General features: G+C 38.0%; 15 protein-coding genes. 14 read left to right on the forward strand and 1 reads right to left on the reverse strand.

The window, feature by feature from the left end:
* Positions 1-33: 33 nt before the first annotated feature.
* The 7 genes from LRA01S_RS00205 (at position 34) to LRA01S_RS00235 (ending at position 12080) form a co-directional block, all read left to right on the forward strand.
* Positions 34-1200: a nucleotide sugar dehydrogenase gene (locus LRA01S_RS00205; RefSeq protein ID WP_061773642.1), complete on the forward strand. Its 1167-nt coding sequence runs from the start codon at positions 34-36 to the stop codon at positions 1198-1200.
* Positions 1201-1519: 319 nt separating this feature from the next.
* On the forward strand, positions 1520-2455 hold the full coding sequence (locus LRA01S_RS00210; protein ID WP_061773643.1) for a glycosyltransferase family 2 protein: 936 nt from the start codon (positions 1520-1522) through the stop codon (positions 2453-2455).
* Positions 2456-2521: 66 nt separating this feature from the next.
* The gene (locus tag LRA01S_RS00215; protein WP_061773644.1) at positions 2522-3808 is read left to right on the forward strand and encodes a hypothetical protein; all 1287 of its coding nucleotides are present in this window, start codon (positions 2522-2524) and stop codon (positions 3806-3808) included.
* A 151-nt stretch (positions 3809-3959) separates the two neighbouring features.
* The gene (locus LRA01S_RS00220) at positions 3960-5903 is read left to right on the forward strand and encodes an Ig-like domain-containing protein (RefSeq protein WP_061773645.1); all 1944 of its coding nucleotides are present in this window, start codon (positions 3960-3962) and stop codon (positions 5901-5903) included.
* 12 nt (positions 5904-5915) lie between these two features.
* Entirely contained in the window at positions 5916-6272 is a 357-nt protein-coding gene (locus LRA01S_RS00225; protein WP_061773646.1) for a hypothetical protein, read from the forward strand.
* Between the two features lie 185 nt (positions 6273-6457).
* Positions 6458-8962, forward strand: a complete 2505-nt coding sequence (locus tag LRA01S_RS00230; protein WP_144259867.1) for a GH25 family lysozyme — start codon at positions 6458-6460, stop codon at positions 8960-8962.
* A gap of 193 nt (positions 8963-9155) precedes the next feature.
* The gene (locus tag LRA01S_RS00235; protein WP_061773648.1) at positions 9156-12080 is read left to right on the forward strand and encodes a glucosaminidase domain-containing protein; all 2925 of its coding nucleotides are present in this window, start codon (positions 9156-9158) and stop codon (positions 12078-12080) included.
* A gap of 53 nt (positions 12081-12133) precedes the next feature.
* Here LRA01S_RS00235 and pepA read toward each other — a convergent pair whose 3' ends face one another.
* A complete protein-coding gene (gene pepA / locus LRA01S_RS00240) occupies positions 12134-13219 on the reverse strand; it encodes a glutamyl aminopeptidase (RefSeq protein WP_061773649.1) in 1086 nt (361 codons plus the stop codon).
* 138 nt (positions 13220-13357) lie between these two features.
* Between pepA and LRA01S_RS00245 the strand changes: the two genes are divergently transcribed.
* From LRA01S_RS00245 to groES, 7 genes are all read left to right on the forward strand, one after another.
* A complete protein-coding gene (locus LRA01S_RS00245; protein WP_061773650.1) occupies positions 13358-13657 on the forward strand; it encodes a hypothetical protein in 300 nt (99 codons plus the stop codon).
* 12 nt (positions 13658-13669) lie between these two features.
* Entirely contained in the window at positions 13670-13987 is a 318-nt protein-coding gene (locus LRA01S_RS00250) for a thioredoxin family protein (RefSeq protein WP_061773651.1), read from the forward strand.
* 29 nt (positions 13988-14016) lie between these two features.
* Positions 14017-14640, forward strand: a complete 624-nt coding sequence (ytpR, locus tag LRA01S_RS00255) for a YtpR family tRNA-binding protein (RefSeq protein WP_061773652.1) — start codon at positions 14017-14019, stop codon at positions 14638-14640.
* Between the two features lie 71 nt (positions 14641-14711).
* A complete protein-coding gene (locus tag LRA01S_RS00260) occupies positions 14712-15107 on the forward strand; it encodes a single-stranded DNA-binding protein (protein ID WP_061773653.1) in 396 nt (131 codons plus the stop codon).
* Positions 15108-15140: 33 nt separating this feature from the next.
* Positions 15141-15698 carry a CHAP domain-containing protein gene (locus LRA01S_RS11185; protein ID WP_061773654.1) on the forward strand — a complete coding sequence of 186 codons (558 nt, stop codon included), beginning with the start codon at positions 15141-15143 and terminating at the stop codon, positions 15696-15698.
* Between the two features lie 36 nt (positions 15699-15734).
* Positions 15735-16298, forward strand: a complete 564-nt coding sequence (locus LRA01S_RS11190) for a hypothetical protein (RefSeq protein ID WP_061773655.1) — start codon at positions 15735-15737, stop codon at positions 16296-16298.
* Between the two features lie 175 nt (positions 16299-16473).
* Positions 16474-16758: a co-chaperone GroES gene (gene groES, locus LRA01S_RS00275; RefSeq protein ID WP_061773656.1), complete on the forward strand. Its 285-nt coding sequence runs from the start codon at positions 16474-16476 to the stop codon at positions 16756-16758.
* The last annotated feature ends 5 nt before the right edge of the window (positions 16759-16763 follow it).

The raw sequence follows: 16763 nt of genomic DNA on the forward strand, positions 1-16763 counted from the left end.
AATAATGGCCAGTATGAAAGAAGGAAAATATTAATGAAAATTTCAATTTTCGGTCTAGGTTATGTCGGCCTAGCCAATGCGTTGCTATTAGGTCAACATGAAGACGTTATAGCCTATGATATTGTAGATGAAAAAATCAAAATGTTGCAAGATAAGCAGAGTCCATTAGTTGATATAGATATTATTGACTTTTTGACGCATGATAAAAGCAAGGTTGATTTTACGACGATTTTTGAAAAAGCTGTTAATCATGGAGATTATTTATTAATTGCGACACCGACGGATTATGATGATGTGAATAACTTTTTTGATACATCAACGATTGAATATGTTATTGAAAAAGCGTTGACTATTAAACCAGATGCGACATTTATTATCAAATCAACTGTTCCAGTGGGGTATGTACAACAAGTCAAAGCAAAATATCAAACAGAAAATATTATCTTTTCACCAGAATTTTTACGTGAAGGAAAGGCTTTATATGATAATCTCTATCCGTCACGGATTATTATTGGTGAAGATTCACCGCGTGGCCAAGAAATTGCAGAACTATTCAAGCGTGGTGCTTTAAAAGCTGACGTTCCAGTGTTGTTGACAAATTCGACTGAGGCTGAAGCGATTAAGCTATTTTCAAACACTTATCTAGGTTTGCGCGTTGCTTATTTTAATGAGTTAGATACTTATGCTGAAGTTAAAGATCTTAATACGCAGCAAATTATTGAGGGAGTTGGGCTTGATCCGCGTATTGGAGGACACTATAATAATCCGAGTTTTGGATATGGTGGATACTGCTTGCCAAAAGATACCAAGCAATTAAAAGCTAACTATTCAGATGTTCCTGAGAACCTTATTTCTGCTATTGTGGCATCAAACACAACGCGTAAGGATTTTGTTGCAGAACAAATTTTAGCACGCAAGCCGAAAGTTGTCGGCGTTTACCGTTTGACGATGAAAACAAACTCTGATAATTTCAGACATAGCTCGATCCAAGGTATTATGAAGCGCTTGAAAGCCAAAGGGATCGAGGTTATCATCTATGAACCAACACTTAAAGTGCCGATGTTTTTCAATTCTCGTGTGATTACTGATTTATCTAAATTCAAGGTATTGAGTGACGTTATTGTTGCTAATCGTATGGAATCAGATTTAATGGATGTCACCCCAAAAATTTATACACGTGACTTATTTCATGATAATTAATTACTACATAAATAATATTAAATCAAAAGGTTTTATTCCTAAGAACAAAACCTTTTGATTTGAATAAAGAAGGAAATTATAGTTTACAAGTTTAGAATTAAGTTAGTCAAGGCTTGTACTCACGGTTGGAATGCTTTATAATTAATAGATAGTTAAACAATTTTTATTAATGGTTTGTTGATAGTAGATGGTATCAATTCTCTGAGTGAAGAAGAGGGAATTATGATGCTATTGTAAAGGCATAAAAACTCTATAAGTTACTGTCATGCAAATTTTTATGGATTAAAAAATCAAAGTTAATATATCAGGAAGAAATATTATGAAAAAATTATCAATCATTGTGCCTTGTTACAACGAAGAAGAAACCATTGCTATTTATTTAAAAGAAATGAAACGAGTTGAGACAGAGATGTCACTTGAGTTTGAGTATTTATTTATTAATGATGGATCAAAAGATAAAACGTTACTTTTCTTAAGAGAAGCTGCTAATCAATACACGAATGTGAATTATATTTCTTTTTCTAGAAATTTCGGCAAAGAAGCAGCTCTTATGGCTGGTTTAGAAGCTTCAACGGGTGATTTAATTACGGTCATGGATGTTGATTTACAAGATCCACCTGAACTATTGCCAGAAATGTACCAAAAAATACAAGAAGGTTATGATATAGTTGGTACGAGACGCTCTAATCGCGTTGGGGAGCCGGTGTTACGCTCTTTTTTTGCTAAGAAGTTTTATCAAGTTATCAATCACATCTCTGATACAGAGATGGTGGATGGTGCACGAGATTTTCGTTTGATGACGCGTCAAGTAGTTGATGCAGTATTAGAATTAAATGAAGTGAATCGTTTCTCTAAAGGACTTTTTAGTTGGGTCGGTTTCGATACCTACTACATATCCTACGTGAATAGAGAACGTTCAGCAGGGAAAACAACTTGGAGTTTTTGGTCACTTTTTAGGTATTCCCTTGAAGGAATTGTCAATTTTTCAGAAGCACCTTTAACTTTTGCAACGTTTGTGGGAATTGGTAGCTGTGTGATTTCTATATTAGCTATGCTTTACTTCTTTTTAGATAATTTGGTGAAGCAAAACCCAGTTCCGGGTTGGCCATCGCTTGTTTGTATTATCTTATTTTTGGGAGGCTTACAACTTTTTTGTCTGGGAATAGTCGGAAAATACATTGGTAAAATTTTTACAGAAGTTAAGAAACGACCAAATTATATTATAAAAGAGAGTCACATCAAAAGCGAAGATTAACATTTATTTGGTAAGATAGATGTTCAATTTTATAAAGTAATTTACTCATGGGGAAAATATATAAGAATGAAAAAATTTATTAAAAAAAATATGATACCTTTAGTTTTTAGTTTGCTAATGGTTATATATACGCTAGGGTCATCTATTACGTTGGGGGATACGGAAGCATTTAAAAGCTATGCAAGAGAGTATAATTATCATTATCTATCTTTTGCAATATCACGTTATATTTCGTGGAGTAGTCGTTTTCTTATTGAAGCGATTACCGCTTATTTTAGTGTTCATTATATTCAATTTTTTGTTCTAATATTTTTGCTTAGTTTTTTATCAATGGTCTCATTTGTTCGCTTGATAGGATTTGATGAAAATAAATATTTGAAATACAAACTAATTGTTCCAATTCTTGCTATTTTTTTCTTTCCAATTAATCGTCTGTTTGACAGCGCGGGAGTTATCGCAACAATGACTAACTATTATGTTCCGATGTGCTTAATGGCTTACAGTTTGCTTATTTTTAAAAAAGAAACCAGGTCATATGGATATGTATTTAAACTGTTGACATTTATTTTTGTCGTGCAGCAAGAGCAATTTGCTCTGTTAAGTTTCATTATTTTTTTTACAGCGATTGTTTATCAGTTGACTCAAAAAATATCAGTTAAAAAATATATGCCCTTTTTATTTTTATCAGTGATGGGTATCCTTTCTGTTAAATTATCACCTGGCAATACTAAACGAACTATAATAGAAATTAAAGAACATTTTCCGGAATTTGCTAATATCAGTCTTCTTAGAAAACTCGATGTTGGTTTTATTCGGATGACCTATGATTTGTTATTTAATGGAGAGGTTACTCTTTTTTTAATTTTAATGTTAGTTAGTATCTTAATTTATGCTATACTCAAAAAAAAGATTAACCAAAGTATAGGATTGGCGGCAATACTTACAATGATTATATTGCCTTATCTTCACATGTGGACGCCTGTATCAAAAATGAAGATCATATACGATTCTTTCCCTAAAGGATTGCATGGAGATATACTATCTATTACCGGGAATACAGCTATATCAGTATATCCGGATATAGTAATGATTTTGATGTTAGTTTTTATTCTAGTTATTATCTGGACTGTTTTAACATTCTATCGCGATAGGGTAATCGTCTTTACTTTGTTAATAAGTGGTACGGCAACCAAAATGATTTTGGCTTTAAGTCCAACAGTTTATATATCAGGTATAAGAACCTTTGTTCCTATGATATTTTGTGGGTTCATAATCACTATATATTTTGTTAAACTGACTTTGGATGAAATTATTGAGGGTAATAAAGAAATTGAAATAAAAAGTAATAGTTGATTTGTTTTTTAGAAATAGAAATGTGGTAAAGCCATGTTTTTTTATTTATTTAAATTATTATAATCTTATTAATTGAAATATTTTTATGTTATAATTGATTAAAGAGAAATGAAAGCGGTTAAATTTAGCAACAATGGCTAGGAGATAAATGATGAAGAAAAATAAAGTGGTAGCGCTAATGTCCATAGGTGTACTGATAGTCTCATTAGTCAATGGGCCAATTGTCATACAAGCGGTCGAAACAACAAGTGACAGTCAAACTCAGAATGATGATACACGCCAGCCTAATACAGCAAGTGAACAGTTTTCTGGGCAGTCAGCTCCTGACTCACAAGAAAGCTCAACAGAAAATGATGCGAAGATTGAGTCTTCAACAACACAGCATTCATCTAACCTGACAACGACAACATCTGAAACGCCAGAAGTTATTACTGGCATAGAAACTAGCGTGCCTAAGTCTAAGATTGCAATTGGTGAAACGATTCAAGTCTCAGTTGCTGTTTTACTAACTACCGCAAACCAAACAGTTCAATATACCACTTCAAATTCAGCGGTAGCTAGCGTCGACAGTGAAGGTAAAGTGACTGGTTTATCAACAGGTGAAACAGAAATCACAGTGACGTCAGAAGATGGTACGAAATCAGAAAAAGTAGCGATTACTGTCGTTAAAACATCAGTTGTTTATCAATCACATATTCAAAGTATTGGTTGGGAAAATGCTAAGACAGATGGCGCGATGTCAGGTACGCAAGGGAAAGCCTTGCGTCTTGAGGGAATAAAAATTAAGCTAGATAATTCAACATATTCTGGACGTATTGATTATCAGGTACACATTCAAAATATAGGTTGGCAAGTTGCGAATGGTAAAAATTATGTTTCTGATGGCGCACTTGCAGGGACAACAGGTCAATCTAAACGTTTAGAAGCTATCAAAATATCGCTAACAGATGAATTGAGCAGCCATTATGATATCTACTATCGTGTCCACGCTCAAAATGTTGGCTGGTTGTCTTGGGCGAAAAATGGGGCACCAGCGGGGAGCCAAGGACTTTCCGCCCGATTAGAAGGAATTGAGATTAAACTTGTTCCTAAAGGAACGGGTACTTTTGAACAGTCGCGTGCTTTTGTTTCGGGGACGACTCTTTCTTATCAGACACACATTCAAAGTATCGGTTGGCAAACTTCTAAAGGTAATAATCAAGTTTCTGGTACAACAGGTCAGGGAAAACGTTTAGAGGCTTTGAAAATATCTACTGCTCAGACAGGACTCACTGGCTCTATCGTTTACCAGACACATATTCAAAATATTGGCTGGCAGTCTAAAGTTTCTAATGGTTCTATCTCTGGTACAACCGGTCAAAGCAAGCGACTTGAGGCGCTTAATATTAGTTTAACAGGTGAATTAGCTAGCTTTTATGATGTCTATTATCGAGTTCACGTTCAAGATAAAGGATGGATAGCGTGGACGAAAAACGGAGGGAATGCAGGCTCTAGTGGCGCTTCCAAACGACTTGAAGCAATTCAAATTCAATTGATTCCTAAAGGAGCTGCCGCTCCTGCAACAGGTAAAGCCTTTTTATCAGCAAGTGATTTTAAACCGAAGATCGGTAAGCCTTATTATTATTCACAATGGGACGGACGATGGTCTGGCAATAGATTTAACTCATCTACCATTGGACCATCAGGATGTGTGCCGACGAGTCTTGCTATGATTTTAAAAGGTAGCTATGGTATGAATTTGACACCTGCGGATGTTGCGGCGCGTATGGATTATTATAGTGGCTGGGCAGTTGGTGCATCGGGTAAAGATATTATCGCGACAGCAAATTCTTATGGTCATTCAGTAGAGGTTGTCACATCTCAGGGTGTTGCTGAGCAGCGATTGATAGAAGGCTATCCACTCATCTGGTTGGAAAATGTCGGAATTGGACATGCGGTCGTCTCTTTTGGTAATAGTGGTGGAAAAACTGAAGTACTAGATCCATATAATCGACAATTCTTTAATGGGTGGTATGATATTTCATATATATGGAGTAAACCCTCTGCAGACCCAATGGATTGGGATGCTGGGAGACCAGTCTTTGTCATTAAATAGAGGATATGTAAGATGAAGAAAATATTAGTAGTATTAGTAATTTTGGCAAGCGGCACCTTGGTAGCTTGTGGCGCCAAAAAAGAGAAGACAACTCCTACCAAATCTTCTCCAAAATCAACGAGTACAATTGAAAAGCCAAGTACTCCAAAATCTTCTGAGGAACCGATACCATCTGAATCAATAGTTTCTTCCAGTGAGACAGTTAAAACAGAAGATGTTCAAGGTTCTAATTTAACTCAGGCAAGGTTGAAACTCTATCAAGCAGGTATTGATTCTTCAAGTATTTCGGATGAACAACTTTTAAAGTATTGGGATGAAGCCAAGAAAGAAAAGGTAGATTTTGTTAAATATGTTCAAGATAAACTTTAAACATAGAATGGTGTAATCTTGAAGTTCTTTCTGATTTTAAGTGGTAGTAATTACTAAATAGTATAACTTAGACTAATTAAATAAAAGCAGATTTTTGTAAATCTGTTTTTTGTATTATTATGAGTCAGTTTGGTTCCATGTTATAATTATATATATCACTAACTATATAATTATAACATGAGATATTGGATGCTATCAAAAAGTATATTTTTGTAAAAGTCGTTCATAGTAAGGAGAATAACTTAAAATTGAAAAAGAAAAAATATGCAGTTGTATTACTTTGTTCTGCAATTTTAGGGACATTCGTGAATACTGTTTCAGCTTTGGAAACAAGTAATCCGAAATCTAAAATAAGTAACTTAGAAGAATTACAAAGCGAGGAGAATGTTTCTGATAAGACGAGTGAGTCATCAAAAGATACAGTAACACCATCTGAACAGAATGAATCACCGGAAAGTGATGGAGATGAAGGTGGGACAAAACAAAATAAGACTGACCAGACAGTAAGTTCTGACCATCAAGAGAAATCTAATATAGAAATAGATGAAAACGATGAACAAATGAACCATAAAATGGGGACATATGCAAAAGGGTACGGATTAAGTGATGTTTCGGGAAGACCGATGCTACGAGCAGAAGGTGTGCCAACAATTTACTCAAACGATAAATCTTTACCAAGTCGTGACGTTGTAGATATTGCGAGTTGGCAAAGTTGGATGACTCAAAATGATTTTAATTTATTAAAACAACAAGGCATCAAAGCTATTTGTGTAAAAATTACTGAAGGAACTAGTTATAAAAATCCTTATGCTGCTAATCAAATTAAAATGGCTAAAAATGCAGGTTTAATCGTCTCAGTATATCATTACTCTCGCTTTTCAAGTAATGCTGGAGCAATATCTGAGGCTAACTTCTTTGCTAAAACAGCAAATGAACTTGGTTTATCCAAAGGAACACTCATGGTTAATGATGCAGAAGATGGTGATATGCAACCTAAAAAAGTAGATTTAACGATTACTTGTAACACTTTTGCGGAACAACTTAAAAACAATGGTTTTAAAAATGTTTTACACTACGCTAGTGCTTCTTGGGTAGGAGTTGGTAATGTTCCACTAGAATATGATAAAATGGGTGGAATTAATAACTTTTGGATAGCACAATATGATTATGCTAAACCAAGTTCATCCAACTTAAAGTGGCGAGATAAGGGCGGTGCATGGCAATATAGTTCTAACATGATTTTAGCAGGAGGGTCGAAATCAGAGTTCTTGGATGTTTCTATTGACTATAAAGGCAGGTTTACTGGAGCTATTGCTAATACAGCCATGACATATGACTCACACGTCGAGGGAATTGGTTGGCAAGGTTATACAACAGATAACACAATTGGTGGTACGACAGGATCAGGAAAACGTCTCGAAGCATTTCGGATTAGTTATGACAGTTCGCTTGGTAGTGGTGGTATCTCGTATGCTTCATCTGTAAAAGGACAAGGATGGCAAAATGAGGTTACGACTGGCAATATCAGTGGGACTATCGGACAGTCAAAACCCTTAGAAGCTTTGAAAATTCGTTTGACAGGAGCTGTTGCAAATAAATATGATATTTATTATCGAGTCCATTCTTCCAATATTGGCTGGCTAGGTTGGGCAAAAAATGGAGAAGCTGCAGGAACAGGTAATTCCGATACAAAAATAGAAGCTTATCAAGTACATATAGTACCAAAGGGCAGTATTGCACCTGGTGCTACATTAAATGCGTATGTTGATCGCACAAAAATCATGATAACCGAGGAATCACATGTTTCAACATTTGGCTGGCAACCCAAAGTTTTTGATGCGATGCAAAGCGGTACAACAGGCCAATCTAAAGCCGTTGAAGCGATAAAGCTAGGGTTTACAAAAGCTACTCCTGTTGAGGGCAATATTTCAATTCAATCTCATATTGCAGGAGTAGGTTGGGAACAAGGGTGGAAAACAAATGGTCAGCAAAGTGGTACAACAGGTCAATCTAAAGCTATTGAAGCAATTCGTGTTCAATTAACAGGGAAAATATCAGAGCAATACGATATTTATTATCGTGTTCATTCACAAAATTATGGCTGGTTAGGTTGGGCAAAAAATGGTGAAAATGCTGGAACCCAAGGTCTCTCGTTAAGAATAGAAGCCTATGAAATAAGAGTAGTAGAAAAAGGGGGAGATGCCCCAGCAGGAACTAATCAATCATCTTTTGTAAAAGGTGAGCCTGTTCCTGCGTATTCTTACACTTCTCATGTTCAAGGTATCGGTTGGATGCCATCTGTTGTTAATTTAGGGGTAAGTGGTACAACAGGTCAGAGTCGTAGAATAGAGGCTATTCAAATTAATAATCCTATGTTAGAATATCGCACGCATCTTGCTGAAATTGGTTGGACATCTTGGACTTCTAAAAATAATCAAGTAAGTGGTACCACTGGACAATCACGATCAGCACAAGCACTTTCTATTCGCTTGAAACCACAATACATAGATAAATTTGATGTTTATTATCGAGCCCATTCTGCATCACAAGGCTGGCTTGGTTGGACGAAAAATGGTGCAGATGCAGGAACAAAAGGCTATAATTTACAAATGGAAGTCTATCAAATTAGAATTCTACCCAAAAATTCAGGTCTATCTCCAACGTTATCAACAGCTTTTAAAGCGAAATGATACAAAAATCAAAAAAGTAGAAAAATTGAGGCTACCATTGCTTCAATTTTTTTGTTTACTATGAATTGCTCTAATTCGATTTTTTGATATTTCAGAATATGTAATAAAACTTGGAATAGAGGCTAAAGTTTGATATTATTATTTAGTAAGGGTAGAATGTAACTGGTATTGAGAAAATTAAGAGTGGAAGTATATGATAAATAAAAAATGGATTTTATTAGCAATCATCGTAGTATCCAGTTGTTTGCTTGGGACGAAAGTCGAGGCGGCAAGTGCAGTCAATAATTATATCATTAAAAATAATATTAAGCCTGTAAGTGAAACTTTATCAATTGGTAGAATTTATAATCAAAATACCAATAAAAATGGTGGAATCAATATGGACTATACTGGTGGAAAACCGAGAATGGTGATTATTCATGAAGTTGGTGTTGATGGTGGAACAATTAACGGTTCTATTGACTATATGGTTAGAACACAAGATTCTGCTTTTGTTCACTCATTTGTGGATGGCTCACAGCTTATTACCATAGCGGATAAAGGTAAAAAATCTTGGGGCTCAGGTGGTTGGGGGAACCAGTATGGTATCCAAATTGAGCAAATGCGTGTTACCACGAGTGTAGCATTTTACAAGCAAATTGTGACATTGGCAAAATGGACTGCTGATCAGATGATTATATATGACATGGGTGCACCAAAGTTAATGTCAAGTCCTAGTAGTCCTCAAAGAAATGATTTATCAATCAAACCTGACGGTAATTTAGCTAGTCATAAAATGATTGCTTATAAATTTAATCAAACGACAAGCCATGTTGATCCTGATGAGTATTGGGCAAGATTTGGCTATGATATGAATCAGTTCCGAGATTTAGTTGAGTACTACTATAATCAATTGGAGGCACCGAAAATTACTAGTACTTCAGTGGAAGGTAATCCAGCAACTGGAGATTTTAAAGTACGTGTTAAGACAAGTGGTGCTGTAACAAAGGTTTCAGTACCAATCTGGTCTCATGCGAATGGACAGGATGATTTGTTTTGGTATCAGGCGACTAAAGTCAAAGATGGCGAGTATTTAGCAACATTCGATGGCGTAAACCATAATTATGAAAGTGGCCTCTATGCTATACATGCCTATGCTTATAATTCCAGTAAACAGACATCTTCGGCTGTAAATAATAGTTTACAAGTCAACTATCCGACGACACCTATTGTTCATTATCAGACACATGTAGAAAGTATCGGTTGGCAACAATCAGTAGTAGATGGTATAACGAGTGGTACGGTAGGTAAGTCTCTTCGAGTTGAGGCGATAAAATTAGCAGTAACTGGGAATGTTTCAGGCGGCATTCAGTATCAAACGCATGTGCAGAGTGTTGGTTGGCAAAATAGTGTTGCTAATAATGCCTTATCAGGGACAACGGGGAAATTATTACGTGTTGAGGCTGTTCGGATTGATTTAACGGGTGATCTTAAGTCACAATTTGATATTTATTATCGCGTGCAGTCACAAGATAGAGGTTGGCTAGGTTGGGCAAAAAACGGTGGATCTGCTGGTACCCAAGGCTTTAGACAGCGACTTGAAACGATGCAAGTTAAACTAGTCAAAAAGGGTGCAGCATTTGATGTAGGTGGTGACGCCTTTCTGACATCAGATTTGGCTGTCAGATATCAAACGCACATACAAGATGTTGGTTGGCAGACATCTGTTAAAGATGGTGCAGTAAGTGGGACTATAGGAAAAAGCTTGAGGTTAGAAAGTGTTAAAATCAATGTTGATAATGTTGCCTTTAACAAGATGACTGGTGGTGTTCAATATCAAACTCATGTTCAGAGTATTGGTTGGCAAAATCCTGTTTCAGATAATACCTTATCCGGTACAACTGGCAAGAGCCTGCGTGTAGAAGCAATCAGAATCAACTTAACTGGTACATTGGCGCAAAACTATGATGTCTATTATAGAGTTAATGTTCAAGATAAAGGCTGGTTAGGTTGGGCTAAAAATGGTGCATCTGCAGGAACTCAAGGTTTTGCTTTACGACTTGAAGCAATGCAAGTTAAATTGATTAAAAAAGGTACACCCTTTGATGTTGGTGGCGAGGCTTTCTTTGATTCGGAGTTAGCGGTTAACTATCAAACCCATGTTCAAAATCTTGGGTGGCAAGCTGCGGTTAAGAATGGTGCTGATAGTGGTACATCTGGCAAAAGTTTAAGATTAGAAGGTATCAAAATTGATGTTGCTAACGTTGCTTTTCATAAGATGACTGGAGGCATTCAATATCAGACGCATGTTCAGAAAATTGGTTGGCAAAATACAGTGTCAGATAATGCCTTATCAGGGACTACCGGTCAAGGTCTACGACTTGAAGCGCTTCGAATCAACTTAACCGGTACCTTGTCACAAAATTATGATGTTTATTATCGTGTCCATGTTCAGGATAGAGGTTGGTTAGGTTGGGCGCAAAATGGTGCATCAGCAGGTAGTCAAGGCCTGAGTCTTCGATTGGAAGCTATCCAAATTAAGCTGGTTAAGAAAGGAATAGGATTTGATGTAGGAGGAACGGCATTTGTTGTTTCAGATGATAAACCTACCCCAACACCTACACCTACACTCCCTGCACCATCCTTTAACTTACAGGGAGTAAACGACACTCAAAAAGCTTGGTTGGGTTCAATTTATCCGAGTGCCCAAAAATTAGCAAAAGAAAATGATTTATTCCCATCGATCATGGTGAGTCAGGCTATTGCAGAAAGTGCTTGGGGTCAAAGCGAGTTGGCAACAAATGCAAACAATCTGTTCGGCGTTAAGGCGGATGCCAGCTGGAAGGGGTATAAATATAAAGCATGGACCACTGAAGTTGTCAACGGTCAGACCATTAAAGTTCAGGCGGATTTTAGGAAATACAACAGTCAGGCAGAATCTCTGACAGACTATGTAACGAAAATCAGAACAACGATGAATGGCTCAGCTTACCGTTATCAAGGCGTCTGGCGCAGCAATGCTAGAACCTATCAAAATGCAGCACAAGCCTTGAAAGATGGCGGCTATGCGACAGATCCAGACTATCCAAAAAATTTGATTGATCGAATTGTCAAATACAGATTAGATACACTAGATTAATCGATAGACTAAAAAAATTCTATGATTGCCAAAATCATAGAATTTTTTATATGTTACACCCCAGTTCCCCGAATCAGGTCAACCGTTGACCGATCGAGACCTTTCACAATAGCTTGCAAGAAAGCTTGCGCGGTATCGAAATCTTCCAGTGAGAAGAGAGTTTGATGGCTGTGGATATAGCGGGCACAGACACCGATCGTTGTCGATGGAATACCACTGTGTTTCAAATGAGCAGCACCGGCATCTGTCCCACCCTTTGAGACATAGTACTGATATTTTACACCCGCTGACTCAGCCGTATCCAGTAAGAAATCACGCATGGTTGGTAAAAGAATATGACCAGTATCGAAGATTCTCATCAGTGTCCCATCGCCAATACGGCCATCAGCGCTAGCGTCAAAAGTATCTTGGGCGGGTGAGCAGTCGACGGCGAAGAATAGGTCTGGATTGAACTTGGTCGTTGAAACATGTGCGCCACGGAGACCGACTTCTTCTTGAACATTGGCACCTGCAATGAGGGTGTTTGGAAGTTGAATTTTGTTATCGCTCAGATGCGCTAAAAGTTCCGTCACCATGAGGCAGCCGTAGCGGTTATCCCAGGCTTTACTGATGACGTTTTTTTGATTGGCAGTCAGGATGGCTTCAGTCTGAGGCACGATGACAGCACCGGGATGGACGCCATAACGTTCCGCCTCTGCTCTATCTGCAAATCCTGCGTCGAAAATAATATCTTCAACTTGTGGCATAGCAGGTGCACCGCCTGCTCCTCTCATCAAATGTGGCGGTACACCACCCGTGATGACCGGAATTGCAGCACCATTTCTGGCAAATAAAATGAAGCGTTGGGCCGAGATGACGAGTGGATTCCAGCCACCGAGCGAAACGACACGTAGGGTGCCGTCGGGCTTGATCTTGCTGACCATGAAGCCAACTTCATCCATATGGCCGGCTACCATAATCCGTGGGGCATTTGCATCTGCGGCGTGTTTGATGCCGAAAATCCCGCCCAGGCCGTCGGTTTGGACCTCATCGACGTGAGGGGTGATGTTTTGGCGCATGAAGTCCTGCATGGGACGTTCGAAACCAGATGTTGCTTGAATTTCAGTAATAGATTTAATTTTGTCAAAGGTGATCGACATGTTGAGACTCTCCTTAATATCAGTTGACTTAAGCCAACTTTTTATTCATGATAGTTCCATGATACCAAAAATATGCTGAGATGGGGTAAAAAACGCGGTTGGTTAGCGAGGAAATGAAATTTGTGCTAAAATATAAGCATGAAGAAAATTTTGAAAATGGGTGTGGGCGCACTTGTTAGTGCAAGTCTGGTCGTCAGTGTCAGCACGCTCTACCAAAAACGCAAAGATAAAAATCTGCGCAAACTCTTGGCTTTAGCTAAACAGCATTTTATGTTTGATGATATTTTAACCAGTTGGATCGTGATGGAGCCAATTCTTTTTCATGTCCATGAAGGTGGCATCATTCGTCAGGATGGCACAGTTATAACGTTTGAAATCGATGCCGATAGTTTGCGGATTGTAGAAACACACGAGTCAGAAGTGACTGCAGTAGATTGAGGAGAGATAAAAATGATTATTCCGAATAGTGTAGAAGAGTTAGCGACATATGTCGAAAAAGGCCGCAATGTTTTCTTTTTCACAGCAGATTGGTGCGGGGACTGTTCTTTTATTAAACCAGCCATGCCAGAAATTGAAGCAACGCATCCAGAATATACCTTTATCGAAGTTGACCGAGATGTTTATATCGACGTTGCCATTGAATGGGGGATTATGGGGATTCCTAGCTTTGTCGTGATTGAAGACGGCAAAGAAACAGGCCGTCTGGTCAATAAATTACGGAAAACAAAAGAAGAAGTGAATGCGTTCTTAACCAGTGTCAAAAGTTAAGAAGCTTTCCTAAAGGAGTAGAAAATAAAATGATCGCGATTTATAACACCCACCTAAATGATGTCTTGATGTTGATTACAGGGGACAATCAAGGTGAGAAATTAACAGCAACACGCAACAATAATGTGACCAAAGTCATGCTTGAAGATAATGGTCAAGTTGTGGCTTGGAACTTTTTTGACGCATCAACTTTGTTTGCCATTACGGGAAATGGTCAAGTTGACCTTTCAGATGCAGATGTTGCCACACTCAACGAGGCCATTAAAACCGCTGGATTTGAAGATGTCTTAGTTCCAGATCACGCGCCTAAATTTGTGGTTGGTGAGATTGTAGATCTTGTGCCACATCCAGATTCTGACCATCTCAATATCGCACAAGTTAAGATCTCAGAAGATGAAACGATTCAAATCGTAGCAGGTGCCCCTAACGCACGTCTGGGACTGAAAACAATCGTTGCCCTACCTGGTGCCATGATGCCGAGCGGTGCTTTGATCTTTGCAGGCCAACTTCGTGGAGAAGATAGCTTTGGTATGATGGCAAGTCCACGTGAATTAGCCTTGCCAAATGCTCCTCAAAAACGTGGAATTATAGAACTCGCAGCAAGTGAAATCCCAGGAACCGCCTTTGATCCAGCCAAACATTGGCAAAAATAAAAAAATAATCAAAACAAAATCAAAACAAAATCCTCCTGTTTACGTATAAGTAAGTAGGAGGATTTTTTTATATGTTAAATAAAAGTTTACTAATTGGTCGTTTGACCGCACAGCCGGAAGTGAAGAAAACACCAACGGATAAATCTGTCTTGCGCGTGACCTTAGCTGTTAGCCGACAATTTAAAAACGCTGATGGGCAACGGGATGCAGATTTTTTGACCATTATCATTTGGGGCAAACCCGCAGAGCTATTTGCATCCTACGGTAAAAAAGGCAGTCTAGTTTCGATTGAGGGAGAACTCCGAACGCATCGTTACGAGGACAAAGCTGGTGTAACTCACTATGTGACAGAAGTCCTATGTCATCAGTTCAATCTGTTAGAAAGTAGAGCAGCAGTTGCGCTTAGAGAGAATCAGGTTGAGACGGTGACCGATGTCATGCTAGAGGATGAAGATTTGCCGTTTTAGTATCGGTCATAAATGTAGAAAATGGAGACCTAGATGAAACTCAATAAAAAGGTGATAAAATTTGCCTATGCTTCTACTGTCGTAGTGGGAGCATTGACCCCATATTTAATATCTGGTGGAATAGTTAAGGCTGAAACACCCCAAGATAATCCAGTCGAGACTTCCGAAGAAAGAACAGGAAACGGAATCCCAGAGGATTTGCAAGAAACATATTTGGCTCAAATACCAGATGCTTTGCCAGCTGCAGCGCGTAGCAGTATATTTAATCCACGTTTAAGCGCACCAACGACAAATGATGCCTACTATTTTAGTTATAATCCTTTTTATCTTTTTGGATATGGGATGCCTAACTGTACGGCTTATGCTTGGGGGAGAGCCTATGAAATTTTAGGATCAAAACCAGACCTTTCCCTAGGTAATGCTAATCAATGGTGGGGGTATAATGCTGGTAAGTATGCTTCAGGTAAGACACCTCGGGTCGGATCAGTTGTATGTTGGGGGAGCCCAGCAGGTGGCGGCTATGGCCATGTGGCAGTCGTTGAAGAAGTTAATGGAGATACTCTGACAATATCCGAATCAAGTTGGGGTTGATCTTTCTTTAGGACTAGAAAGATCAATAAGAACAATATGGGCGCAGGTTTCCAAGGCTATATCTATTTAGGGGATTTTTCGAATAAGACAAATACACTTGGTGACTGGGTGACAGAAAAGACATGGTCAACACTAAATATAGGGATATGGGATTATTATACAACTGCTCATACCTTAAGATGGCAATACTATGATCTTGATAAAAAAGAATGGCATGAACTTCAAAGAGGTGCTTCCAACTGGACTAGTCTAGCAGTACCCAAAGGAAATTATTGGGTTAAGGTGGATGTTTTAGACCAAAATAATAATGTTATTGAGTCTAAAACAATGGGTACTGATGGTGCAACAAAGAGTGTCATTGATGCAGTAAATGTCACACGAGAATCAAACGGAGACTACTTACTGGGTGCTATCAGTAATAACCCATACATGTCCTATGTTGCAAAATTATATAACTATCAAACGGGGCAGTGGTTTACCCAGTTTAATTCACAATGGGCAAGATTTAGGGCGCAAAAAGGCGTGAAGTATCGTGTCCAATTTGAAATTTATGGCTGGAATCGTTGTCTTGATTTTAAAGGGTATGATTTCATTGGTTAAGTAAAATAGAAACGAATTGTCCGGAAGACGTTTCGTTTCGTTTTTTTATTAGCTACATTTTTTACACTTCACAATCAAAAATCCTTGACTAATCCTGACCAAGTGAGTATAATAGAATTGTTAGCACTCAAACACACAGAGTGCCAAAAATTAAAAATAATTGGAGGCTTACCAAATGTTAAAACCATTAGGTGATCGTATTGTTTTACGTGTTAAAAAAGAAGAAGAGAAATCTATCGGTGGCATTGTCTTGACGACAAGTGCCCAAGAGAAACCATCAACAGCAGAAGTTATTGCTGTTGGCGAAGGTCGTCATACACATCATGGAAAAGTCATCGAGCCAGGCGTGAAGGTCGGCGATGTTGTTGTCTTTGAAAAATTTGCCGGAACTGAAATTAAAGACGGTTCTGAAACATTTTTGATTGTTCGTGAAGGCGATATCTTAGCAATTGTAGAATAATAAAC

Origin of the sequence: Pseudolactococcus raffinolactis NBRC 100932, from assembly GCF_001591765.1 — a bacterium.
In the GTDB taxonomy this organism is placed as follows: Bacteria; Bacillota; Bacilli; order Lactobacillales; family Streptococcaceae; genus Pseudolactococcus; species Pseudolactococcus raffinolactis.

Excerpts from the sequence above, each read along its gene's own strand:
- pepA (WP_061773649.1), bottom strand. The coding sequence starts at position 13,219 with ATGTCGATCACCTTTGACAAAATTAAATCTATTACTGAAATTCAAGCA.
- LRA01S_RS00215 (WP_061773644.1), top strand. The coding sequence starts at position 2,522 with ATGAAAAAATTTATTAAAAAAAATATGATACCTTTAGTTTTTAGTTTG.
- ytpR (WP_061773652.1), top strand. The coding sequence starts at position 14,017 with ATGATCGCGATTTATAACACCCACCTAAATGATGTCTTGATGTTGATT.
- LRA01S_RS00225 (WP_061773646.1), top strand. The coding sequence starts at position 5,916 with ATGAAGAAAATATTAGTAGTATTAGTAATTTTGGCAAGCGGCACCTTG.
- LRA01S_RS11190 (WP_061773655.1), top strand. The coding sequence starts at position 15,735 with ATGGGCGCAGGTTTCCAAGGCTATATCTATTTAGGGGATTTTTCGAAT.
- LRA01S_RS00235 (WP_061773648.1), top strand. The coding sequence starts at position 9,156 with ATGATAAATAAAAAATGGATTTTATTAGCAATCATCGTAGTATCCAGT.
- LRA01S_RS00260 (WP_061773653.1), top strand. The coding sequence starts at position 14,712 with ATGTTAAATAAAAGTTTACTAATTGGTCGTTTGACCGCACAGCCGGAA.
- LRA01S_RS00220 (WP_061773645.1), top strand. The coding sequence starts at position 3,960 with ATGAAGAAAAATAAAGTGGTAGCGCTAATGTCCATAGGTGTACTGATA.
- groES (WP_061773656.1), top strand. The coding sequence starts at position 16,474 with ATGTTAAAACCATTAGGTGATCGTATTGTTTTACGTGTTAAAAAAGAA.
- LRA01S_RS00250 (WP_061773651.1), top strand. The coding sequence starts at position 13,670 with ATGATTATTCCGAATAGTGTAGAAGAGTTAGCGACATATGTCGAAAAA.
- LRA01S_RS11185 (WP_061773654.1), top strand. The coding sequence starts at position 15,141 with ATGAAACTCAATAAAAAGGTGATAAAATTTGCCTATGCTTCTACTGTC.
- LRA01S_RS00205 (WP_061773642.1), top strand. The coding sequence starts at position 34 with ATGAAAATTTCAATTTTCGGTCTAGGTTATGTCGGCCTAGCCAATGCG.
- LRA01S_RS00210 (WP_061773643.1), top strand. The coding sequence starts at position 1,520 with ATGAAAAAATTATCAATCATTGTGCCTTGTTACAACGAAGAAGAAACC.
- LRA01S_RS00245 (WP_061773650.1), top strand. The coding sequence starts at position 13,358 with ATGAAGAAAATTTTGAAAATGGGTGTGGGCGCACTTGTTAGTGCAAGT.